This is a genomic window from Enterobacter sp. TMH.L2, assembly GCF_050847315.1.
In the GTDB taxonomy this organism is placed as follows: Bacteria; Pseudomonadota; Gammaproteobacteria; order Enterobacterales; family Enterobacteriaceae; genus Cedecea.
This window is the reverse complement of the sequence record NZ_CP193791.1, coordinates 3219945-3239057: the sequence shown is the minus strand read 5'-3', so window position 1 is coordinate 3239057 and position 19113 is coordinate 3219945. Positions and strand designations below refer to the sequence as shown.

Sequence of the window (19113 nt, the reverse complement as noted above, 5' to 3'; positions counted from 1 at the left end):
GAAAATAATTCTTATTGAGTATTACAGTTGACGGGAATATAAGTGCTTGATTACGGATACATCATTTAATGCGGCAATTATCACCGCATTAAATGCAGGGCAACAGATTAATTTATGTCGACGTTTTTAATCTGTGCTTCGCGTTTCATGGTCAGCGTTGATCCCACGGATGCCGCGATAATGCAGAGCAATGCCAGCCACTGTGTTAGCGTCAGATGCTCCCCGAGGAACAGCATACCTGACAGCGCCGCAAGGCCCGGCTCGAGGCTCATGAGTGTGCCAAAGGTGCGGGTAGGGAGTCGGGTTAACGCAATCATCTCCAGCGAATAAGGCAGCGCCGTGGAAAGCACGGCAATGGCCAGGCCGACGGGCAGCAGCGACCACTGCAGCAGCGAGCTGGTGGCTTCCCAGGCGCCCAGGGGGACAAAGATAACGGCAGCAATCAGAGAACCAAACGCGACCGTGGCGGGGCCGTGCTCAGCGCCCGCTTTTTGCCCGGCAATAATGTAGATAGCCCAGCAGGCACCGGCCCCGAGGGCGCAGGCAGCACCGGTCAAATCTACCTGGGAGATGTCCTGGCCGAGGGGAAGCAGGAACCACAGTCCGGCCACCGCCAGCACCACCCAGATAAAGTCCACGGCACGGCGTGAGCCAAAAAGCGCCACGGCAAGCGGCCCGGTAAACTCCAGCGCCACCGCGATGCCCAGCGGTACCGTGCGCAGAGAGACATAAAAGAGGTAATTCATGCTGCCCAGCGCCAGCCCATAAAACAGTAAAGGCAGGCGTTGCTCTGGCTTAAAACGCAGGCGCCAGGGTTTAAAAATCACCGCGAGAATAAGAGTGCCTAAAAACAGGCGCAGCGAAGTGACGCCCTGGGGACCGATTAGCGGGAATAATGATTTCGCCAGCGAGGCGCCGCTTTGAATCGAGGTCATGGCGATAAGTAAAACTACGATCGGCAGCCAGCGCGGCATATTACGGGAGGTTTGCGGCATCCTGTACCTTGTCAGTATTTGTCTATGTTTGGTCAAGAAAATAAAAGTCTGCCCAGTCTAAAGGATTAAGTTATGGCTGGTTGAACTTTCATTAAGAAAAATTCTCATGGCGTGGAGTACGATCCGGGGGCTTTTGTCAGTTTGTGTCAAAAATAATTCCAGAATTATCTGAATGACGATGTTATTAAAGGGATTAAAATTTGCCGTCGTGAAGCGGTATTTTCCTGATTTTTTAGTGGTTTAGCATGTAGTGGAAATGTTATGTTACAGGAAAAAGATCGTTAGACAACACAATTGGCGAAGAGTTTCTGTCATGGTTTTGTTATATTTAAAACTTAGGACTTACTTGAAGCACATTTGAGGTGGATATTATGAAAAAAATTGCATGTCTTTCAGCTCTGGCCTGTGTTCTGGCCGTCTCCGTAGGTACCGCATCTGCAGCAACCAGCACCGTAACCGGTGGCTATGCTCAGAGCGATATGCAGGGCGTTGCTAACAAAGCTGGCGGTTTCAACCTGAAATACCGTTACGAAAATGATACCCCGCTGGGCTACATCGGCTCCTTCACCTACACCCAGAAAAGTGACACTTCTAACGACGTGTACACCAAAGGCCAGTACTACGGCATCACCGCTGGTCCTGCTTACCGCATCAACGACTGGGCAAGCATCTACGGTGTAGTGGGTGTTGGCTACGGTAAATTCCAGGCGACTCAATTCCCAGGCGCTCACGATTCCGTTAGCGACTACGGCTTCTCCTACGGTGCTGGCCTGCAGTTCAACCCAATCGAAAACGTTGCTCTGGACTTCTCCTACGAGCAGAGCCGTATTCGTAGCGTTGATGTTGGCACCTGGATCGCTGGCGTAGGTTACCGCTTCTAATATCCCTTTCGGGATAGAAATAGAAAATCCGCCCAAGTGGCGGATTTTTTTTATCGGTTAACCGGCAAAAGTTAACGTGTCCTGGTCTCAAACATATCCGTCTGCAGATGAGTATAGTCCACTTTCTTCAGGTTGAAGTTGGTTATCCAGACGGGCCCGGCCTTTTGCTCGGAAATAAATTTGTACTTCGGCGTAAGCTCTTTCGCCTTAATCCCCGTCCACGCAGAGAAGAAGTTGAGGAAATCATTGGCGCTGCGGCGTGCTTTGATTAGCCGGTGCGCGGTGTCATCGCTCGACAACACCATAAATGGCACCTGGAAATTTTGCTGGAACTTATCGTCGTGCGCCAGATATTGCACGTCGGTGCCGCGCTCTTTGAACGCCAGGCCGTGGTCGGAGAAATAGACCATTGAGAAGCTGTTCCCGGTGTTTTGTAACTGCAGATAAAGCTGTTTTAGCAAGTCGTCGGTTTGCGTCATGCTGTAGAGATAGCAGGATGTCTCTTTAGACTGCACAAAATCTTTGTATTTCCCCTGAGTGCGATCGCAGGCCTGCGGGTGCGAACCCATCAAATGCAGCACAATCAGCTGCGGCGTGTTGCGCTGAGTAGCAAACACCTGGGCCGTCATTTTTAACAGGGCTTCATCGCGAGTGTTTTTATCCGCCTCAAAATCCCCATTTTTCAAAAACTGCACTTCGTCAGCGCGTTTGGCGATGCTGGCGATGGCGGTATCGTATTCGCCGATTTGGCCCTGGTTTGAGAACCACCAGGTCTGGAAGCCCGCGCGGTTTGCCAGGGTAACAAAATTGTCCTGATACTGGGGTTTGCCGTCCACGACCCGGTTCAGCGTCAGCCCCAGCGATTTTTGCGTTGAGCCGCTGGCGGAGACGTAGTCCATAAACAGATTGCCTTTGACCTGGCTTGCAAAGGGCGTGTTGTCCCAGTGGCCGCCAAAGGCTCCCAGCGCATCGCGGCGGGCGCTCTCGCCAATCACTACGACGTAGGTATGGTATTTAGGCTGCACCGACACTACGTTCCAGGAATCTTTTTGCTGCGACAGTTCTTTCATGCGCGCCTGCTCCTCGATAACTTCGTGGTTGTTGACCACGACATCTTTCACGAAGCGCACCACCGGGTAGCCAGTATCTTTAAATTTAAACACGCCGCCGTAGGCAAGGTTGGTTACCGGTGTGACAAAAAAACAGACCACGCTGACGGCGAGACATAAGCTATCGAAATGACCCCAGGCGCGTTTTTCTTCACGTTTGCGGCGCAGCGCCATCACGCCAAGGGCGAGAATAAAGAGAGAAACCACGTAGCTGTACCACGGGAAGATGGTCATGATTTCCGTGGATTCTTCAAAGTTGGTTGAATGCAGCGCCAGCAGAGTATTGAAGTTGGGCGAGCCGTAGGCCTGGCCGAACGGGAAGTACATGGCTGCCACGAGGCTGCAAAGCCCAAGCAAGATTTTCTGGACGCTGGGAGCGGTGCGCCACAGCAGCATAAGGACGCAGCTAAAGGCAATGGCGTAAAGCAGGCTGAAGGCATAGCCCAGCGCGAAGTTTATCAGCAGAGACTGCAGAAAATAGAAACCAGCCCACGGATTCAGCGCGATTCCGCGCGCAGTCAGGGTATCTTTAACCGTTACATTCATCTTTATTATGGTCTTGCAAAACGCCATGCGGTGACCCTGGCGATAAGGGCAGAGCCTGCCTGACAGACGGAAACGAAGGGGAATTGCACCGCATCTGCGAGCCGCTTCATGTGCAGGGCTGCAAGAAGATAGAGCCGTAAGATAAGAATATCAACTGATAACAGAGCGAGGTTTTGCGAAGCTGATTGCAAATCCGACAAATGATGGGGTTAAAGCTCGGCCAGAATAGCCATTAACGGGGATTTTGCAGGGGAATTGTGACAAAAGGATGATCGTTCGCGCGGAACGCTGAACAAAGTCGCCAGGCGACGTGGCCTGGCGTTATTGTTGTTTTTCTTCTTTCTGCTGGGGTTTACCGGCAACCCAATCACAAATCATGTTCAGCAGCATTAAGCGTACCTGGAAGGGAGATTGTGTAAACACGTTGATGCACCTCTTAAATTCGTTCATAGCGTCCTCCTGTTAGCCGTGCGACCGTTTTTCCGTAAACAAGCCTGACTGCATTACATACAGGTATAGCACAGGCTATATTTTATAGCCATGGCTATTTCGTTAATTTTTTGTGGATGAGCAATGCTGGTTTACAATAAAGCCTTCCGTCGTCAGATGACGACGCCGCGCCACTGGAAGAGGAAGCACTATGAGCCGTCGGGCAGGGCAAAAGAACAGCGAAAAAGTGACGCCATTACCGAATATTGAAGAGCATGTTGAGGGCTTCAGGCAGGTACGCGAGGCGCACCGCCGCGAGTTAATTGATGATTATGTTGAGCTGATTTCGGATTTGATTCATGAAGTGGGTGAGGTTCGCCAGGTAGATATGGCGGCCCGGCTCGGCGTTTCCCAGCCGACGGTTGCCAAGATGCTAAAACGCCTGGCGTCAGTCGGGCTGATTGAGCAGATCCCATGGCGCGGCGTCTTTTTAACGCCGGAAGGTGAAAAACTGGCGCAGCAGAGCCGGGAACGGCACCAGATTGTTGAAAACTTCTTCCTCGCGCTGGGCATCAGCCCGGAGACCGCGCGTATTGATGCCGAAGGTGTGGAACACCACGTCAGCGAAGAGACGCTGGAGGCTTTCCGCAAATTCAGCGCAGAGCGAGGCATCGGTTAAACATGCTGCTGCGTCTTGCGCAGCCGTTCCTGCGCGATCGATTCCTGCATTTATTGTTGTTAATCGGCGTCGCCCTGAGCCTGGCGGTGCCGTTCCGCCCGGCTTTATGGCCCGCCGCCATAGACTGGCACACCATTATTACCCTGGCCGGGCTGATGATGTTGACCAAGGGCGTCGAGCTGAGCGGTTATTTCGAGGTGCTGGGCCGCAAGATGGTGGCGCGGTTTGCCAACGAGCGGCAGCTGGCGCTGTTTATGGTTACGGCAGCGGCGGCCCTGTCGACCTTCCTGACTAACGATGTCGCGCTGTTCATCATTGTGCCTCTCACCATCACGCTGAAAAAACTCTGCTCGGTGCCGGCCAGTAAGCTGATTATTTTTGAGGCGCTGGCGGTCAACGCCGGCTCTTTGCTCACGCCTATCGGTAACCCGCAGAACATCTTACTGTGGGGGCATTCCGGGCTTTCTTTCGGCGCTTTCACCTGGCAGATGATGCCGCTGGCGCTGGCCATGACCGCCAGCTTGCTGGTGTTGGCATGGCTTTGTTTCAAGCCAAAACCGCTGCGTTACCACGGCGAAGTGAATGACAGCCGCTGGCAGCCTAAGCTGGTCTGGTGCTGCCTGGCGTTTTACATCGTCTTTATTCTGGCCCTGGAGCTTAAGCTTGAGCTTTGGGGGCTGGGGCTGATTGCGCTTGGGTTCCTGGGGCTGGCGCGCAAAGTGCTGCTCAGTATCGACTGGAGCCTGCTGGTGGTATTTATGGTGATGTTTATTGATGTTCACCTCATCACCCAACTTTCGGTGCTGCAGCACTCGCTTCAGGGCGTGGCGCAACTCTCTCCTGGCGGGGTGTTTGGCCTGGGTATTTTGCTGTCACAATTCATCAGCAATGTGCCTGCCACCATTTTACTGCTGAACTATGTGCCTGCTTCGCTGCTGTTGGCCTTCGCGGTCAATATCGGCGGTTTTGGCCTGTTGCCGGGTTCGCTGGCGAACTTGATTGCCCTTCGTATGGCCAACGACCGTCGGATCTGGTGGCGGTTCCATCTCTATTCTCTCCCTATGTTGCTTTGGGCCGCGCTGGTCGGCTACGGCTTATTATTGCTTTTACGCTAGCGCCCACTCAGGCAGAAACAGGCAAGGAATGAGCAGAAATCCCCCATTCCAGAATCGCGGGCGACGCGTATAACTGGCAGTCCGCACTCTTCCTTCCTGAAATCCTGAACATGAGGTACCGCTATGCGTTATAAAAAATTAGGAAATACCGGCCTGTTTGTTTCAGAGCTTTGCCTGGGCACCATGACTTTTGGTGGTGAAGACGGTATATGGGGAAAAATAGGCCAGCTTGCGCAAAATGATGCCGACAAGCTGGTTGGACGCGCGCTGGAGGCCGGGATTAACTTTATTGATACCGCCAATGTTTACTCCGGCGGGCGTTCGGAAATCATCACCGGCCAGGCGCTGAAAAACCTTAATGTGCCGCGTGAGAATGTGGTGGTGGCCACCAAAGCATTCGGCGAAACAGGCACCGCCGGGCCGAACTCTCGAGGTTCATCGCGTTTTCATCTGCTAAATAGCGTCAAAGAGAGCCTGCAGCGGCTACAGCTCGACTATATCGACCTGTACCAACTGCACGGTTTTGACCCCGCGACGCCGCTAGAGGAAACGCTGCGGGCGCTGGATTCGCTGGTACAGCAGGGGCTGGTTCGCTACATAGGCGTTTCCAACTGGGCGGCCTGGCAAATCATGAAGGCACTCGGGATTTCCGAACGCCTGGGACTGACACGTTTTGCCTCTCTGCAGGCTTATTACACCCTTGCCGGGCGCGATCTGGAGCGAGAGCTGGTGCCGATGATGCAAAGTGAAGGCGTCGGCCTGATGGTGTGGAGTCCGCTCGCGGGCGGGCTGCTCAGCGGCAAGTACGACCGCGACGGGAAAGCCGAAACCGGCAGCCGCCGCCTGGAGTTTGATTTTCCACCGGTAAACAGGGATCGCGCGTTTGATTGCGTGGATGTGATGCGTGACATAGCCGATGCCAAAGGCGTTTCTGTGGCGCAGATTGCGCTGGCCTGGCTGCTGCATCAGCAGGCAGTGACGACGGTCATCGTGGGCGCGAAGCGCATTGAGCAGCTTGAGGATAATATCGCTGCGACGGGGGTTCAGCTTAGCGCGGACGAGCTTGACAGGCTGAATGCGGTAAGTGAGCTGCCGCGCGAATATCCGGGCTGGATGCTTGAGCGGCAGGGTGAGTATCGCCGGGAACAGCTGAAGAATCAGTCATAAATCGGGAATAATTTAGCCCTCTCCCGGAGGGAGAGGGGGAAAACAAGCGATGCGATAAAACTATCGTTTCAGCTTCAAATGCAGCAAAGGGAAAGGATTCCCTTCACCGTCGAGTTCAGACCGCCCGGTTTGTGCGAACCCCATATGAAGATAAAAGCCCACGCCCTGCGGGTTCTGCTCATTCACATCCACCTCATCGACCTGCAAATGTTCAATGGCATACTGCAGAAGCTGCTTGCCCACACCCGTGCCACGGCTTTCAGGCGAAACAAACAGCATTTCAATCCGATTTTCGTGGCAGCCGATAAAGCCCAGTGGCTCGCCGGTGTCGCTGGCTGCCAGCAGCATCGGGATCTGTGGCATGTAGAGTTCGCGTACCTGCGGCTTTAACGCCCTGATATTTTCTTCAGGTAAAAAATCATGCGTGGCGCGAACGGACGCCTCCCAGATTTTCGCCAGCGCATCAAAATCCGCCGGGTTTGCTTGTCTTATCGTTAACATTCTTGTTCCAGAGGTCGTTAGTTAAACGGCGCTTCTTTCTTCAGGATCTTGTCGATCGCATCCAGCACGCCTTGTTGATTGCAGTGCCCTGCCTGGTAGCTGGCAATGCGTTTGATTTTGTCCGGGGCGTTGGCCATCGCAAACCCGTATTGCGCCTGAGTCAGCATCTCGATGTCGTTGCCGCCGTCGCCAAAGGTCACCACTTCGCTGTCCTGGATGCCCCATTTTTCCTGCAGGATCCGCAGGCCGTTAGCCTTATGAATCCCCGGAATAATCAGGTCGATAGAGCCGTGCCCGCTGGTGACCGGCACCATAATGCCTTCCAGCGCTGCGCCCAGGGCGTCCATAGTTTCATCGAGCTGGCTGTCCGGCAGGTTCAGGGCGAACTTGAAGAACACGTCGTCGAGGCCGGAGAAGTTTTCCACGTGCTCAAGGCGGTGATAGTACTTCGCCGCCAGCGCTTTAAAATCGTCACTATAGCCGTTGAGGGTATAACCGTTATGCTTGCCGCAGGCGATGATCTCCACGTGCGGCAGGGTCAGCAGGTGATCGACCACCGTGTTGAACTCTTGTCTGGTCAGCTCGCCGTTGAACAGATCTTCGCCTTCGCTGACCACCCAGCCGCCGTTATCGGCGACAAAAGAGATCTCGTGGGCAATCTCCGGGAAGAAGGAGATAAGCTGGAAATACTGGTTCCCGCTGGCCACCACAAAGCGGATGCCTTGCTCTTTCATCTGCTGATATTGCGCGGCAAAGCGTTCGCGGTTGTAGGTTTTTTCATCATTAAGAAAAGTGCCGTCCATGTCTACTGCAATCAGTTTGATGCTCATTGAACTCTCCATTATTCAGTTTCTAAAGCCTGGCCGGAAGATTGCCCCGGTTTGGCCACGGCGCGGGCGACCAGCGCCGCAATCACCATTAGCGTCAGCACAACTAACATGGCCTGGCGCAGCCCGTAATGCTCGCCGAGGAAGCCCAGCAGCGGCGGCCCGACTAAAAAGGCGACATAGCCCGAAGCGGCAACGACGCTGACGCGGCTGGCCGGATCGGGGCCGGTATCACCCGCCGCTGAAATGGTCAGCGGGAAGCCTAAAGAGGTGCCCAACCCCCACAGAATCACCGACACGCCGGCAAGGAAGGCGTTGTCGACAAACACAATGGTGCCGATGCCAATAATGCCCATGATCGCACAGGCGCGGACCACAATAACGCGGCTGTAGCGGTCAATAAACCAGCCGCCGGTGAAGCGCCCGACCGTCATGCCGAGGGTAAAGCCTACGTAGATAAGCGACCCGGAAGTTGGGCTAAAGCCGTGCCCGTCCACCATCAGCAGCGGCAGCCAGTCGTTGGCCGAGCCTTCGGCAAAGGCCATCGCCAGCACGACAAAACCAATCAGCAATAGCTGAATATCTTTGTAAAACGGTCGGTGCGGCTCGTGGGCTTCGGTGTTCTCCGGGTTATCTTTGCCCACGCCGTGCGGCACGGCGATAAGCGCGATGGCAATCGGCGCAATGGTCAACAGACCAATCAGCAGCAGGTGCCCCCAGGACACGACGTTCCACGCGGTTAACGTCAGGCCAATCCCGGCGCCAACGAGCGTGCCGAGGCTAAAGAAGCCGTGCATCATCGGCAGCACAGTTTTCTTCATCAGGCTCTCGATAATGGCCCCTTCGACGTTCATAGCCACTTCTGATGACCCCATCCCGCTGCCGAGCAGCGCCAGGCCGAAGGCAAACAGCACCGGGGAGGCGAGGTACAGCGCGAAGCTCATCATTAACATTCCGGCGACCATCAGCGTCATGCCGCTGCGAATAATGGTACGGGTGCCAAAGCGTTTCACCAGCCAGCCGGAACAGAGAATACCGCCCATCGATCCTATCGACAGGCCAAATAATACGATGCCCATTCCGGCCGTCGAGACGCTGAGCGTATCGCGGATGGCGGGCGTGCGTGTGGCCCAGGATGCCATCACCAGGCCCGGAAGGAAGAAGAAGGTGAATAACGCCCAGGTACGGAGCTGCAGGGCTTTTCTCTGTGAAACAGACATGAACAACAACCAGTGAAAGAGAAACAGGGGAGCAGACTAGCAAGCTTGTGTACATTTGTACACATCCCGGTATAGACTCTTTGTCATACTCTAAATTCAGGTAGGTAATGATGAGCAAAGCCCCGCGCCGGAATGACCCCGAACGTCGATCGCGTATTTTGCAGGCGACGCTGAATATGGTGGTAAAGCACGGCATCAGCGATATCACGCACCGCAAAATTGCCGCTGAGGCTGGCGTTTCGCTGGGGTCAATGACCTACTATTTTGCCGGGATTGAATCGCTGCTTTGCGAAGCGTTTACCCTGTTTGCCCACCAGATGTCGGACAGCTACCGGGAGCGCATGCAGCAGGCCACCAATCGCGATGAGGCCTGCGAAGCGATTGTCGATATGATTTGCGGCGGCTGCGTGGCCACGCCGTATAACATGCAGGTGATGTACCAGCTTTATGCTTATGCCAGCTGTAATCCGCAGCTAAAAGATATCATGCAGGAGTGGATGATTCGCAGCCAGCAGGCGCTGGAGCCGTTTTTCGATCCGCTAACCGCCCGGGCGCTGGATGCTTTCCTGGAAGGCATGACGCTGCACTATGTCACCGATCGCGAACCGATGGGGCGCGATGATATGCGGGTGATGGTGCGCAGGATTGTAGGGACAGGGGATGCAAAATAAAGCGAGTGGAGGGGTTAGTAAGCGTTTGTTATTGAAGCCCTAAAAAATAAAAACCCATCAACCTTGAACCGAAAGCGGCGGGGTTGATGGGCTCCACAAATTGGGGACATCAAAGAAAAGCAGTGGCACTAATTCAGACTGACGTCCCGAAAGAAAGTTCGCTCAGGCATAAAAAAAAAGTATTTTTCTTTGTCTGTGGTTGCGATCACAAACCTGGCCATATCACGACAATTAATGTACCGGCCAGTGTTAACAACACGTTAGCGATAGCGTAGGTGCCGGCGTACCCCAGCGCAGGAATGTTGCTGCGGGCGGTGTCGCTGATGATTTCCATCGCTGGCGCACAGGTTCGTGCCCCCATCATCGCTCCAAACAGCAGAGCGCGGTTCATTCGTAGCACATAGGCGCCGAACAGGAAGCAGATAATCACCGGCACCAGGCTCACGATAAGCCCGGAAATCAGCATCTGGCCGCCTACCGCACCGAGGCCGTTGCTGATGCCACTGCCGGCGCTCAGGCCAACCCCCGCCATAAATACCATCAGGCCGAACTCTTTCACCATATTTAGCGCCCCCTGCGGAATGTAGCCGAAGGTGGGGTGGTTGGCGCGCAGGAAGCCAAGCATGATGCCCGCAAACAACAGGCCAGCGGCGTTCCCGATGCCGAAGCTGAACGAGCTGAACTGGAAGGTGACCATGCCCACCATCAGGCCAATAACAAAGAAGGCGCAGAAGGCCAGCAGGTCGGTTATCTGGCTGTGAATGGAGATAAAGCCGATGCGCTCGGCAACGGTTTTCACGCGTCTGGCATCGCCGCTGACCTGCAGGACATCGCCTTTGTTCAGCACGATATTGTCGTCGATGGGCATTTCAATCTGGCTGCGGATCACGCGGTTCAGGAAGCAGCCGTGGTCGGTGAGCTTGAGCTGCGCCAGGCGACGGCCCACGGCATTGTGGTTTTTCACCACAATTTCTTCGGTGACGATGCGCATGTCCAGCAGATCGCGATCGAAAACCTCTTTGCCGTTTCTGAAGCTTGGGTCGAGGCGCGAGTGAGAATCCGGGTAGCCCACCAGCGAGATTTCATCGCCCATTTGCAGCACGGCATCGCCGTCCGGGTTAGCCAGAATGCCGTTGCGGCGAATACGTTCGATGTAGCAGCCGGTCTGGCGATAAATACCCAGTTCGCGCAGATTTTTACCGTCGGCCCAGGCAACCAGCTCAGGCCCGACGCGGTAGGCGCGGATCACCGGGAGATAAACTTTGCGGCTCGCGTCGGTATCCAGACCGCGCTCGCGGGCAATTTGCTGGGCGCTGGTCTGCAGATCCTGATGCTGCAGCTTCGGCAAATAGCGAGCCCCAACAATCAGACTGACCAGGCCAATCAGGTAGGTCAGGGCATAGCCGAGGCTCAGATTATCCAGCGAGGTCGCAAGCTGCGCGGCGGGGATGCTTGAATGGCGCAGGGTATCGCCCGCGCCGACCAGCACGGGCGTGGAGGTCATGGCGCCGGCGAGCATACCGGCCGTCAGGCCAATGTCCCAGCCAAACAGTTTGCCCAGCCCCAGCGCAATCAGCAGGGCGCTGCCAACCATCACCAGGGCCAGCATCAGATAATTTTTGCCGTCGCGGAAGAAAATAGAAAAAAAGTTTGGCCCGGCTTCGACGCCTACGCAGAAAATGAACAGCATAAAACCCAGATTTAGCGCGTCGGTATTGATCGAGAAATGCTGTTGCCCGAGTAATAAAGAGACCACTAAAACACCAATGGAATTACCCAGTTGCACCGGACCGAGGCGTAATTTCCCCAGGCAAAGTCCGAGCGTTAGTACAACAAATAACAAAAGGATGTAATTCCCGTTTAACAAATCTGCGACGTTTATATTCACGAAGGCTAACTTCTTGTTTACCAGTAAGCTGTTGAAAGAGATAGAGTTATGCGCTAAGGTTTTGACGGTTCCGTCAGCGACGACCGGCAAATTATCACGCATATAAATATCTCACGCGACGACCGAATTTCTGCCGCTAGTTTAATCTTTCTCTGTATCAGCGGCTAGTAAGAATATTGTGCTAAATGTGGCAATGCTTTATCGGCACGGATGGCCAGGCATTATCAAATCGGGTAAAGACGCTGCTGAATTTTCCGGCAGGGTATTTTCGAGCAAAAGCAGATGTCAGGAGGTAAAATGCACAGACGTGCGCAAAAGTGGTTAGGAATTACCTGCTGCTTCGTGCTCTTTATTCTGGTTTTTCTTTCTCTGCGCCTGAACGTGATGGGGCGGTTTATTGCCACCGGGCACTATGAGCTTGGGCTGCTGTTTTTCCTTCTCCCGGGTGGCGTGGCCAGCTTCTTTTCCCAAGGAGATCGAGTGGTCAAACCGCTGGTGGGAGCGATGCTTGCTTCGCCGTTCTGCCTGTTGATTGCCCACCTGTTTTTCCCCGTCACACGCTCGTTCTGGCAAGAAATGGCCTGGCTACTGAGCGCTGTCTTCTGGTCGTCCCTCGGTTCGCTGTGTTATCTGCTATTTTTTATGTGTAAGAACCGGAATCGCACGCATAAAAAAACCGACTACTGAGAGTCGGTTTTCTGCATTCGTAAAGTTTACTGTGCGGTCTGGAACAGGTTCAGATGTTCTTTTGCGTAAGCTTCAAAATCGGTGCAGCCACCAATGTGCTTCTGATCCAAGAAGATCTGCGGCACGGTTTCAACCGGTTTACCCACGGTTTTTTCCAGATCAGCTTTGGTGATGCCTTCTGCGTGGATGTCAACATAGCGGAAGTTGAAGTCATCACGCTCGGCGGTCAGTTTCTCAGCCAGTTCTTTAGCGCGAACACAATATGGGCAGCCAGGGCGTCCAAAAATTACTGCAAACATGCTCTCTCCTCAGTTTTTATGGCCGATACGAACCGGCGAATGCGCTTATAATGCCGATATCCGTCACATTTTTAAAGAAGGTCGTGCCTGTTAGTTCGATGCCCGTAGGCTATCTCCTTTCAGTGGGAGGGGCGCGGACTCGATGATAGCTGGCCTGAACACAGGAGGTGCCGCTATGCGCGCGGTCGGATCGTTACCCAAATCGGTGATTGTGCTGGAAGCGGTGGGGATAGGTTTTTTGGCGCTAGCTTTTCTCTCGCTGCAGGGATACCTGACGCTGCCCGCACCTGTGGCCACTGCAACGGCGGCCATAGTCATGGTATTTATTGGCCTTGGGCTGATGCTGCCGGCGGCAATCATCATGACGTGGCATATTGCTAAACGTCTTGCCCCGCAGCTGATGCAGCCTGATTCTGCTTCAAAACTCTCTGATATAAAAAAGCCAAAGGAAAATCGCGATGACGCCGACCATTGATCTGCTTCGTTCCCACCGTTCCATTCGTCATTTTACCGGGGAACCTATTACCGACGAGCAGCGCGAAGCCATTATTGCCAGTGCACAGGCAGCTTCTACTTCCAGCTTCCTTCAGTGCAGTTCAATCATTCGCATCACGGATAAAGCGCTGCGCGAGCAGCTGGTGCCGCTGACCGGCGGGCAAAAGCATGTGGCGGAAGCCGCCGAGTTTTGGGTGTTCTGCGCCGACTTTAACCGCAATCTTCAAATCTGCCCGGACGCCCAGCTTGGGCTGGCGGAACAGCTGCTGCTTGGTGCGATCGATACCGCGATTCTGGCGCAGAATGCGTTTACCGCCGCAGAGTCTCTGGGGCTGGGCGGGGTCTATATTGGCGGCATACGCAATAACATTGAAGCGGTGGGAGAGCTGTTGGGCGTGCCGAAATACGTGTTACCGCTGTTTGGCCTTTGCCTGGGCTGGCCTGCTGCCACGCCGGATATCAAGCCGCGGATGCCCGCTGCGATGCTGGTGCATGAAAACCGCTATCAGCCGCTGAACAGGCCGCTGCTGGACGAGTACGACGAGGAGCTGGCGCAGTATTATTTGAGCCGGGACAGCAATACACGGCGCGACACCTGGAGCGACCACATCAGCCGTACCATCATTAAAGAAAGCCGGCCTTTCATTCTGGATTACCTGCACAAGCAGGGCTGGGCGACACGCTAATTCACGCGGCTGCCAGGCCATCAAATCGGCGATCGATACATTTTCAGTATTAATCGTGGCCTCAAACGGTATTGGTTTCATCCGTCGGTGAGTCGTTATAACTGCTGAAGTTATAACGACAATCTGACAAGGAACCTTCTATGCCAACCTCTGCTTTTGATAATTCGCCTTTCTACGCCGCCGACATTATTCGCGCCCGCATTAACGGTCTGGTACCTCGCATCGCTTTCATTCTGGGCTCCGGGCTGGGGGAGCTGGCGGAAAAAATCGACTCCCCTGTAACATTTTCCTACGAAGAGCTGCCCGGGTTCCCCGTCAGCACCGTCCACGGCCATGCGGGCGAACTGGTCGTCGGCACGCTGGCTGGCGTGCCTGTAGCCTGTATGAAAGGGCGGGGGCACTTTTATGAAGGGCGTGGAATGTCGGTGATGACCAGCGCAATTCGCACTTTTAAGCTGCTGGGATGCGAAATTCTGTTTTCTACCAACGCCGCCGGTTCTCTGCGCCCGGAAGTGGAACCTGGAAGCCTGGTGGCACTCAGCGATCATATTAATACGATGCCGGGCACGCCGACCGTTGGGCCAAATGATGAGCGGTTTGGTGAGCGCTTTTTCTCGCTGGCAAACGCCTATGATGCCGACTATCGCGCTGTACTCCAACAGGTTGCACATGAGCAGGGGTTCCCGCTGCACGAGGGAGTATTTGTTTCTTATCCAGGGCCAAACTTCGAAACCGCAGCGGAAATTCGCATGATGCAAATCATTGGCGGCCACGTGGTGGGGATGTCGGTTGTGCCGGAGGTGATCAGCGCCCGCCATTGCGGCCTGAAGGTGGTTGCCGTCTCGGCGATTACCAACCTTGCCGAAGGGCTGGGGAGTATTCAGCTTTCCCATGAACAGACGCTGAAAGCGGCTGCGCTGTCGCGGCAGAACTTCATTAACCTGATTTGCGGTTTCCTCGGCAAACTGGCCTGATCCTCACTGACCAAAGCAGGGAAAACAGATGGCGATTAAACTCCGCTTAAAAATCATGCTGTTTTTACAGTACTTCATCTGGGGGGCGTGGCTGGTCACTTTGGGATCTTACATGATCAATACGCTCGGCTTTAAGGGGGCAGATGTTGGCATGGTTTACAGTACCAAAGGGCTTGCGGCGCTGCTGATGCCGGGTCTTATCGGCATTGTGGCCGATAAATGGCTCCCGGCCAATCGGGTGTACTCTCTCTGCCATCTGGTGGGGGCGGGGATGCTGGTCTGGGCGGCCAGCATCGACCAGCCGGGGTTGATGTTTTGGGCAATGCTGGGTAATGCCCTGGCCTTTATGCCGACCATTGCGCTGTCCAATACGGTGTCTTACGCCTGCCTGGAAAAAAACGGACTGGATACGGTGACGCATTTCCCGCCTGTGAGGGTGTTCGGTACCGTGGGCTTTATTGCGGCGATGTGGACCGTTAGCCTGATGCGCATAGAGCTGAGCAGCATGCAGCTCTATATTGCCGCAGGGGCTTCCGGTCTGCTGGCGCTGTATGCGCTCACATTGCCGACTATCCCGGTGATAAAAAGCCAGGCCACGCGCAGCTGGGTGAGCCGCCTGGGGCTGGACGCGTTTGTGCTGTTCAAAAAGCCACAAATGGCGGTTTTTTTCCTGTTCGCCATGCTGCTTGGGGCGGTGCTGCAAATCACCAATACTTTCGGTAACCCTTTCCTGCATGATTTTGCCCGTCAGCCTGAGTTTGCCAGCAGCTTTGTGGTGCAGTATCCCTCGATTTTGCTGTCCGTCTCGCAGATGTCGGAAGTGGTCTTTATTTTGACGATCCCTTTCTTCCTGCGGCGTTTTGGCATTAAACAGGTCATGCTGATGAGCATGGTCGCCTGGGTGCTGCGCTTTGCGCTGTTCGCCTGGGGCGATCCTTCTGTCTTTGGTTTTGTGCTGCTGTTGCTGTCGATGGTGGTGTACGGCTGCGCCTTTGATTTCTTTAATATCTCCGGCTCCGTGTTTGTTGAGCAAGAGGTGGAGTCACGTATTCGCGCCAGCGCTCAAGGGCTGTTTATGACGATGGTGAACGGGGTTGGGGCGTATTTCGGGGCGATTGTCAGCGGTTATGTGGTGGATTATTTTACCACCGATGGCGCCAAAGACTGGCCGACTATCTGGCTGGTTTTTGCTGGCTATGCGCTGGTGCTTGCCGTCGTCTTCCACTTTAGCTTCCACTATCACCACCGTCAGCAGAGTGATTCTTCGGCATCGCTCGCACATTAAGGCTCCTGGCCTTACAGCAAGCGTAAGCGATGGTAATTTATGAGGCTTGCCACTCAGGGAGCCTCATGAATACATCTCAGCGTATCTATCGCACCGATCTTAAGCTGCTGCGCTATTTTCAGGCCGTAGCCGAGGAACTGCACTTTGGCCGGGCCGCCGCGCGGCTGAACATGTCGCAGCCTCCCCTGAGCTTTCATATCAAAGAACTGGAAGCTCAGCTGGGGACGGTACTGTTTATCCGCCATTCCCGGCACGTGGCGCTGACTCACGCAGGCGAAGTCCTGCTGGAAGAGACAAAACAGCTGCTGAACAACGCAAGCCTTGCGCTGGCCAGGGTTGAGCAGATTGGCCGTGGTGAAGGCGGTCGAATTCAGCTAGGGATTGTTGGCACCGCCATTTGGGGTGGGCTGCGGCTTGGGCTACAGCGGTTTATTGCGCACTATCCCGCCATTGATGTGACCTTCCGCGAAAAGTCCCCGGGGGATCAGCTTGCTTTGCTTGAACGTCACGAGATTGATGCCGGGATCTGGCGGATGGAAACCAGCCCGCCCGGTGGCCTTAAGAGCGAAAAGCTGCATGAGGCGACATTTATGGTCGCGCTGCCGGAGCAGCACCCGCTAGCCCGGCAGCAAACGGTGGACATTACCCAACTGCGGCATGAGGCGTTCGTGACGATGACCGCCATTCACTCTGACTGGACTTTCCTGCAACGTGTTTGCCGTGAAGCTGGTTTTACCCCGAGGGTTGTCCGTGAGGCGGTGGAGCCGCAAACCGTCCTGGCGCTGGTGAGCATTGGTTTCGGGCTAACCATCATCGCCGACAGCTACGCACAGATGAACTGGCCTGGCGTGGTGTTTCGCCCCCCGGCGAGGCCGATACCCGCCGACCTGTATGCCGTTTTTGATCCGGTCCATCTCACCTCGACCACAAAGCAATTAATTGAGGCACTTAAGATGTCTCCCACCGATTAGTCCGTCGTTGAAAGGTGAAGGCAGTGGTATGATTAGCGGGCGGTTAATTTTGGTCTGGTTGCTCAGAGGTGCAGGTTGAAAATCGCTATTTTATCCCGGGATGGAACGCTCTACTCATGCAAGCGCCTGCGCGAGGCGGCAACGCGTCGTGGTCATCAGGTGGAGATCATTGATCCTCTTTCTTGCTATATGAACATTAATCCGGCCGCGCCTTCCGTGCATTACAAGGGGCGTCAACTGCCGCATTATGACGCGGTTATCCCGCGTATTGGCTCGGCTATCACCTTTTACGGCACGGCGGTGCTGCGCCAGTTCGAAATGCTGGGAAGCTACCCGCTGAATGAGTCGGTGGCGATCACCCGCGCGCGGGATAAGCTGCGTTCGCTGCAATTGCTGGCGAAGCAGGGGATTGATTTGCCGGTGACGGGGTTTGCCCACTCGCCGGACGACACCAGCGATCTTATTGATATGGTGGGTGGCGCGCCGCTGGTGGTGAAGCTCGTTGAAGGTACGCAAGGAATTGGCGTGGTGCTGGCTGAAACGCGGCAGGCGGCGGAAAGCGTGATTGATGCGTTTCGCGGTCTTAACGCCCATATTCTGGTGCAGGAATACATCAAAGAAGCGAAGGGCAGAGATATTCGCTGTCTGGTGGTGGGGGATGAGGTTGTGGCCGCCATTGAACGGCAGGCCAAGCCCGGCGATTTCCGCTCAAACCTGCACCGTGGCGGCGTCGCGCATCAGGTCACAATTACCGATCTTGAGCGAGAAGTGGCGCTAAAAGCGGCCAGCACGCTGGGACTGGATATTGCCGGGGTGGACATTTTACGCGCCGAACGCGGGCCGCTGGTGATGGAAGTGAACGCCTCGCCGGGGCTGGAAGGCATAGAAAACACGAGCGGGGTCGATATCGCCGGGCTGATGATCAAATGGATAGAGCGGCAGGCCCGCCCTGGGTACTGTCTTAAAACCGGGGGATAATTACCAAATCGGCGCTAATGCATAGTATGACGTGTCATTTTTGCGTAAGATGGCACGTTAATTTTTGAACAGGTAATGAGGTTTTTGCGTTTATGGATTCACTCGTGGTCCCGACTCTGGACACTTTACGCCGCTGGCTGGATGAAACTGGCGTAACCTTTTTCGAGTGCGATACCTGCCAGGCATTGCATTTGCCCCATATGCAGAACTTCGATGGCGTATACGACGCGAAAATCGATCTCGTGGACAACATTATTCTGTTTTCCGCATTGGCAGAAGTTAAGCCGTCGGCGCTGCTGCCGTTGGCGTCCGATCTCTCCTCGATCAACGCCAGCTCGCTGACGGTGAAAGCGTTTCTCGACATCCAGGATGATAACCTGCCCAAGCTGGTGGTGTGTCAGTCGTTGTCTGCCTCCGTGGGCATTACCCGCGAGCAGTTTGCCGCCTTTGTTCAGCAGAGCGAAGAGCAGGTTTCGATGGTGATCCTCGAGGCTTGCGCTAATCAGCTGCTTTTTGTGGCCGAAGAAGAAGAGCGCGACGGCACAATTATTCACACCCACTCTCTGCACTGATCCTTTCTTTTTTTAACGCAGCGGCCACCAGCGCCGCTGCGTTCTGCATGTTTTTATTCTGTCATAAAGCCGTCACAGCCAGACAAATCCCTGCCATAAGGCGCGTTTTTGCCGCCTGAATAGACGAAAGATGTCTAA

At 54.7% G+C, this 19113-nt stretch carries 21 protein-coding genes; 13 read left to right on the top strand and 8 right to left on the bottom strand.

Annotated features, from left to right (window positions below):
* Nucleotides 1–107 precede the first annotated feature (107 nt).
* Complete coding sequence (gene rhtA / locus ACREYP_RS15600) at nucleotides 108–995, bottom strand: threonine/homoserine exporter RhtA (protein WP_336817874.1); 888 nt, start codon at nucleotides 993–995, stop codon at nucleotides 108–110.
* A 371-nt stretch (nucleotides 996–1366) separates the two neighbouring features.
* Between rhtA and ompX the strand changes: the two genes are divergently transcribed.
* Nucleotides 1367–1876, top strand: a complete 510-nt coding sequence (gene ompX / locus ACREYP_RS15595; RefSeq protein ID WP_008461031.1) for an outer membrane protein OmpX — start codon at nucleotides 1367–1369, stop codon at nucleotides 1874–1876.
* A 71-nt stretch (nucleotides 1877–1947) separates the two neighbouring features.
* Here the strand turns inward: ompX and ACREYP_RS15590 are convergent, their stop codons facing one another.
* Nucleotides 1948–3531 carry a sulfatase-like hydrolase/transferase gene (locus ACREYP_RS15590; RefSeq protein ID WP_166995441.1) on the bottom strand — a complete coding sequence of 528 codons (1584 nt, stop codon included), beginning with the start codon at nucleotides 3529–3531 and terminating at the stop codon, nucleotides 1948–1950.
* Nucleotides 3532–3852: 321 nt separating this feature from the next.
* Nucleotides 3853–3981 (bottom strand): manganase accumulation protein MntS, encoded by a 129-nt coding sequence (mntS, locus tag ACREYP_RS15585; RefSeq protein ID WP_008461033.1) that lies wholly within the window; start codon nucleotides 3979–3981, stop codon nucleotides 3853–3855.
* A gap of 190 nt (nucleotides 3982–4171) precedes the next feature.
* Between mntS and mntR the strand changes: the two genes are divergently transcribed.
* The 3 genes from mntR to ACREYP_RS15570 all read left to right on the top strand — a co-directional run bounded on the left by mntR (nucleotide 4172) and on the right by ACREYP_RS15570 (nucleotide 6921).
* Nucleotides 4172–4639, top strand: coding sequence for a manganese-binding transcriptional regulator MntR (gene mntR / locus ACREYP_RS15580; protein WP_008461034.1), 468 nt, complete (start codon nucleotides 4172–4174; stop codon nucleotides 4637–4639).
* 2 nt (nucleotides 4640–4641) lie between these two features.
* A complete protein-coding gene (locus ACREYP_RS15575) occupies nucleotides 4642–5754 on the top strand; it encodes an SLC13 family permease (protein WP_336817873.1) in 1113 nt (370 codons plus the stop codon).
* A gap of 123 nt (nucleotides 5755–5877) precedes the next feature.
* Nucleotides 5878–6921, top strand: coding sequence for an aldo/keto reductase (locus ACREYP_RS15570; RefSeq protein WP_336817872.1), 1044 nt, complete (start codon nucleotides 5878–5880; stop codon nucleotides 6919–6921).
* Between the two features lie 60 nt (nucleotides 6922–6981).
* Here ACREYP_RS15570 and ACREYP_RS15565 read toward each other — a convergent pair whose 3' ends face one another.
* Genes ACREYP_RS15565 through ACREYP_RS15555 form a run of 3 tightly spaced genes read right to left on the bottom strand, consistent with a single transcriptional unit; the run spans nucleotide 6982 to nucleotide 9469 of the window.
* Entirely contained in the window at nucleotides 6982–7422 is a 441-nt protein-coding gene (locus ACREYP_RS15565) for an acetyltransferase (protein WP_336817871.1), read from the bottom strand.
* 17 nt (nucleotides 7423–7439) lie between these two features.
* Nucleotides 7440–8252, bottom strand: coding sequence for a Cof-type HAD-IIB family hydrolase (locus ACREYP_RS15560; RefSeq protein ID WP_336817870.1), 813 nt, complete (start codon nucleotides 8250–8252; stop codon nucleotides 7440–7442).
* An 11-nt stretch (nucleotides 8253–8263) separates the two neighbouring features.
* Nucleotides 8264–9469 (bottom strand): MFS transporter, encoded by a 1206-nt coding sequence (locus tag ACREYP_RS15555; protein WP_336817869.1) that lies wholly within the window; start codon nucleotides 9467–9469, stop codon nucleotides 8264–8266.
* 110 nt (nucleotides 9470–9579) lie between these two features.
* Between ACREYP_RS15555 and ACREYP_RS15550 the strand changes: the two genes are divergently transcribed.
* Nucleotides 9580–10140 (top strand): TetR/AcrR family transcriptional regulator, encoded by a 561-nt coding sequence (locus ACREYP_RS15550; protein ID WP_336817909.1) that lies wholly within the window; start codon nucleotides 9580–9582, stop codon nucleotides 10138–10140.
* 205 nt (nucleotides 10141–10345) lie between these two features.
* Here ACREYP_RS15550 and ACREYP_RS15545 read toward each other — a convergent pair whose 3' ends face one another.
* Nucleotides 10346–12028, bottom strand: a complete 1683-nt coding sequence (locus ACREYP_RS15545) for an aspartate:alanine antiporter (RefSeq protein WP_008461047.1) — start codon at nucleotides 12026–12028, stop codon at nucleotides 10346–10348.
* A 297-nt stretch (nucleotides 12029–12325) separates the two neighbouring features.
* Here ACREYP_RS15545 and ybjM point away from each other — a divergent pair, with 297 nt between their 5' ends.
* On the top strand, nucleotides 12326–12715 hold the full coding sequence (ybjM, locus tag ACREYP_RS15540; RefSeq protein ID WP_008461048.1) for an inner membrane protein YbjM: 390 nt from the start codon (nucleotides 12326–12328) through the stop codon (nucleotides 12713–12715).
* A gap of 26 nt (nucleotides 12716–12741) precedes the next feature.
* Here the strand turns inward: ybjM and ACREYP_RS15535 are convergent, their stop codons facing one another.
* A complete protein-coding gene (locus ACREYP_RS15535; RefSeq protein WP_008461049.1) occupies nucleotides 12742–13014 on the bottom strand; it encodes a GrxA family glutaredoxin in 273 nt (90 codons plus the stop codon).
* A gap of 175 nt (nucleotides 13015–13189) precedes the next feature.
* Here ACREYP_RS15535 and ACREYP_RS15530 point away from each other — a divergent pair, with 175 nt between their 5' ends.
* The 7 genes from ACREYP_RS15530 to ACREYP_RS15500 all read left to right on the top strand — a co-directional run bounded on the left by ACREYP_RS15530 (nucleotide 13190) and on the right by ACREYP_RS15500 (nucleotide 18975).
* Entirely contained in the window at nucleotides 13190–13489 is a 300-nt protein-coding gene (locus ACREYP_RS15530; RefSeq protein WP_008461051.1) for a YbjC family protein, read from the top strand.
* Nucleotides 13473–14195 carry an NADPH-dependent oxidoreductase gene (nfsA, locus tag ACREYP_RS15525; RefSeq protein WP_498880969.1) on the top strand — a complete coding sequence of 241 codons (723 nt, stop codon included), beginning with the start codon at nucleotides 13473–13475 and terminating at the stop codon, nucleotides 14193–14195. The genes ACREYP_RS15530 and nfsA overlap by 17 nt, the downstream gene beginning before the upstream one ends.
* A 140-nt stretch (nucleotides 14196–14335) precedes the next feature.
* Nucleotides 14336–15169: a xanthosine phosphorylase gene (gene xapA, locus ACREYP_RS15520; protein ID WP_336708549.1), complete on the top strand. Its 834-nt coding sequence runs from the start codon at nucleotides 14336–14338 to the stop codon at nucleotides 15167–15169.
* 28 nt (nucleotides 15170–15197) lie between these two features.
* On the top strand, nucleotides 15198–16454 hold the full coding sequence (locus ACREYP_RS15515) for a nucleoside permease (RefSeq protein WP_008461055.1): 1257 nt from the start codon (nucleotides 15198–15200) through the stop codon (nucleotides 16452–16454).
* A gap of 65 nt (nucleotides 16455–16519) precedes the next feature.
* On the top strand, nucleotides 16520–17425 hold the full coding sequence (locus ACREYP_RS15510; RefSeq protein ID WP_336817867.1) for a LysR family transcriptional regulator: 906 nt from the start codon (nucleotides 16520–16522) through the stop codon (nucleotides 17423–17425).
* A 75-nt stretch (nucleotides 17426–17500) separates the two neighbouring features.
* Complete coding sequence (gene rimK, locus ACREYP_RS15505) at nucleotides 17501–18403, top strand: 30S ribosomal protein S6--L-glutamate ligase (protein ID WP_008461057.1); 903 nt, start codon at nucleotides 17501–17503, stop codon at nucleotides 18401–18403.
* Between the two features lie 92 nt (nucleotides 18404–18495).
* The gene (locus ACREYP_RS15500) at nucleotides 18496–18975 is read left to right on the top strand and encodes a YbjN domain-containing protein (RefSeq protein ID WP_008461058.1); all 480 of its coding nucleotides are present in this window, start codon (nucleotides 18496–18498) and stop codon (nucleotides 18973–18975) included.
* The last annotated feature ends 138 nt before the right edge of the window (nucleotides 18976–19113 follow it).

What these genes read in the sequence shown, in the direction of transcription:
- ACREYP_RS15550 (WP_336817909.1), top strand. Translation starts at nt 9,580, where the DNA reads ATGAGCAAAGCCCCGCGCCGGAATGACCCCGAACGTCGATCGCGTATT.
- xapA (WP_336708549.1), top strand. Translation starts at nt 14,336, where the DNA reads ATGCCAACCTCTGCTTTTGATAATTCGCCTTTCTACGCCGCCGACATT.
- mntS (WP_008461033.1), bottom strand. Translation starts at nt 3,981, where the DNA reads ATGAACGAATTTAAGAGGTGCATCAACGTGTTTACACAATCTCCCTTC.
- ACREYP_RS15535 (WP_008461049.1), bottom strand. Translation starts at nt 13,014, where the DNA reads ATGTTTGCAGTAATTTTTGGACGCCCTGGCTGCCCATATTGTGTTCGC.
- ACREYP_RS15555 (WP_336817869.1), bottom strand. Translation starts at nt 9,469, where the DNA reads ATGTCTGTTTCACAGAGAAAAGCCCTGCAGCTCCGTACCTGGGCGTTA.
- ACREYP_RS15515 (WP_008461055.1), top strand. Translation starts at nt 15,198, where the DNA reads ATGGCGATTAAACTCCGCTTAAAAATCATGCTGTTTTTACAGTACTTC.
- rhtA (WP_336817874.1), bottom strand. Translation starts at nt 995, where the DNA reads ATGCCGCAAACCTCCCGTAATATGCCGCGCTGGCTGCCGATCGTAGTT.
- ybjM (WP_008461048.1), top strand. Translation starts at nt 12,326, where the DNA reads ATGCACAGACGTGCGCAAAAGTGGTTAGGAATTACCTGCTGCTTCGTG.
- ACREYP_RS15560 (WP_336817870.1), bottom strand. Translation starts at nt 8,252, where the DNA reads ATGAGCATCAAACTGATTGCAGTAGACATGGACGGCACTTTTCTTAAT.
- ompX (WP_008461031.1), top strand. Translation starts at nt 1,367, where the DNA reads ATGAAAAAAATTGCATGTCTTTCAGCTCTGGCCTGTGTTCTGGCCGTC.
- nfsA (WP_498880969.1), top strand. Translation starts at nt 13,473, where the DNA reads ATGACGCCGACCATTGATCTGCTTCGTTCCCACCGTTCCATTCGTCAT.
- ACREYP_RS15530 (WP_008461051.1), top strand. Translation starts at nt 13,190, where the DNA reads ATGCGCGCGGTCGGATCGTTACCCAAATCGGTGATTGTGCTGGAAGCG.
- ACREYP_RS15590 (WP_166995441.1), bottom strand. Translation starts at nt 3,531, where the DNA reads ATGAATGTAACGGTTAAAGATACCCTGACTGCGCGCGGAATCGCGCTG.
- ACREYP_RS15500 (WP_008461058.1), top strand. Translation starts at nt 18,496, where the DNA reads ATGGATTCACTCGTGGTCCCGACTCTGGACACTTTACGCCGCTGGCTG.
- ACREYP_RS15510 (WP_336817867.1), top strand. Translation starts at nt 16,520, where the DNA reads ATGAATACATCTCAGCGTATCTATCGCACCGATCTTAAGCTGCTGCGC.
- mntR (WP_008461034.1), top strand. Translation starts at nt 4,172, where the DNA reads ATGAGCCGTCGGGCAGGGCAAAAGAACAGCGAAAAAGTGACGCCATTA.
- ACREYP_RS15565 (WP_336817871.1), bottom strand. Translation starts at nt 7,422, where the DNA reads ATGTTAACGATAAGACAAGCAAACCCGGCGGATTTTGATGCGCTGGCG.
- ACREYP_RS15570 (WP_336817872.1), top strand. Translation starts at nt 5,878, where the DNA reads ATGCGTTATAAAAAATTAGGAAATACCGGCCTGTTTGTTTCAGAGCTT.
- ACREYP_RS15575 (WP_336817873.1), top strand. Translation starts at nt 4,642, where the DNA reads ATGCTGCTGCGTCTTGCGCAGCCGTTCCTGCGCGATCGATTCCTGCAT.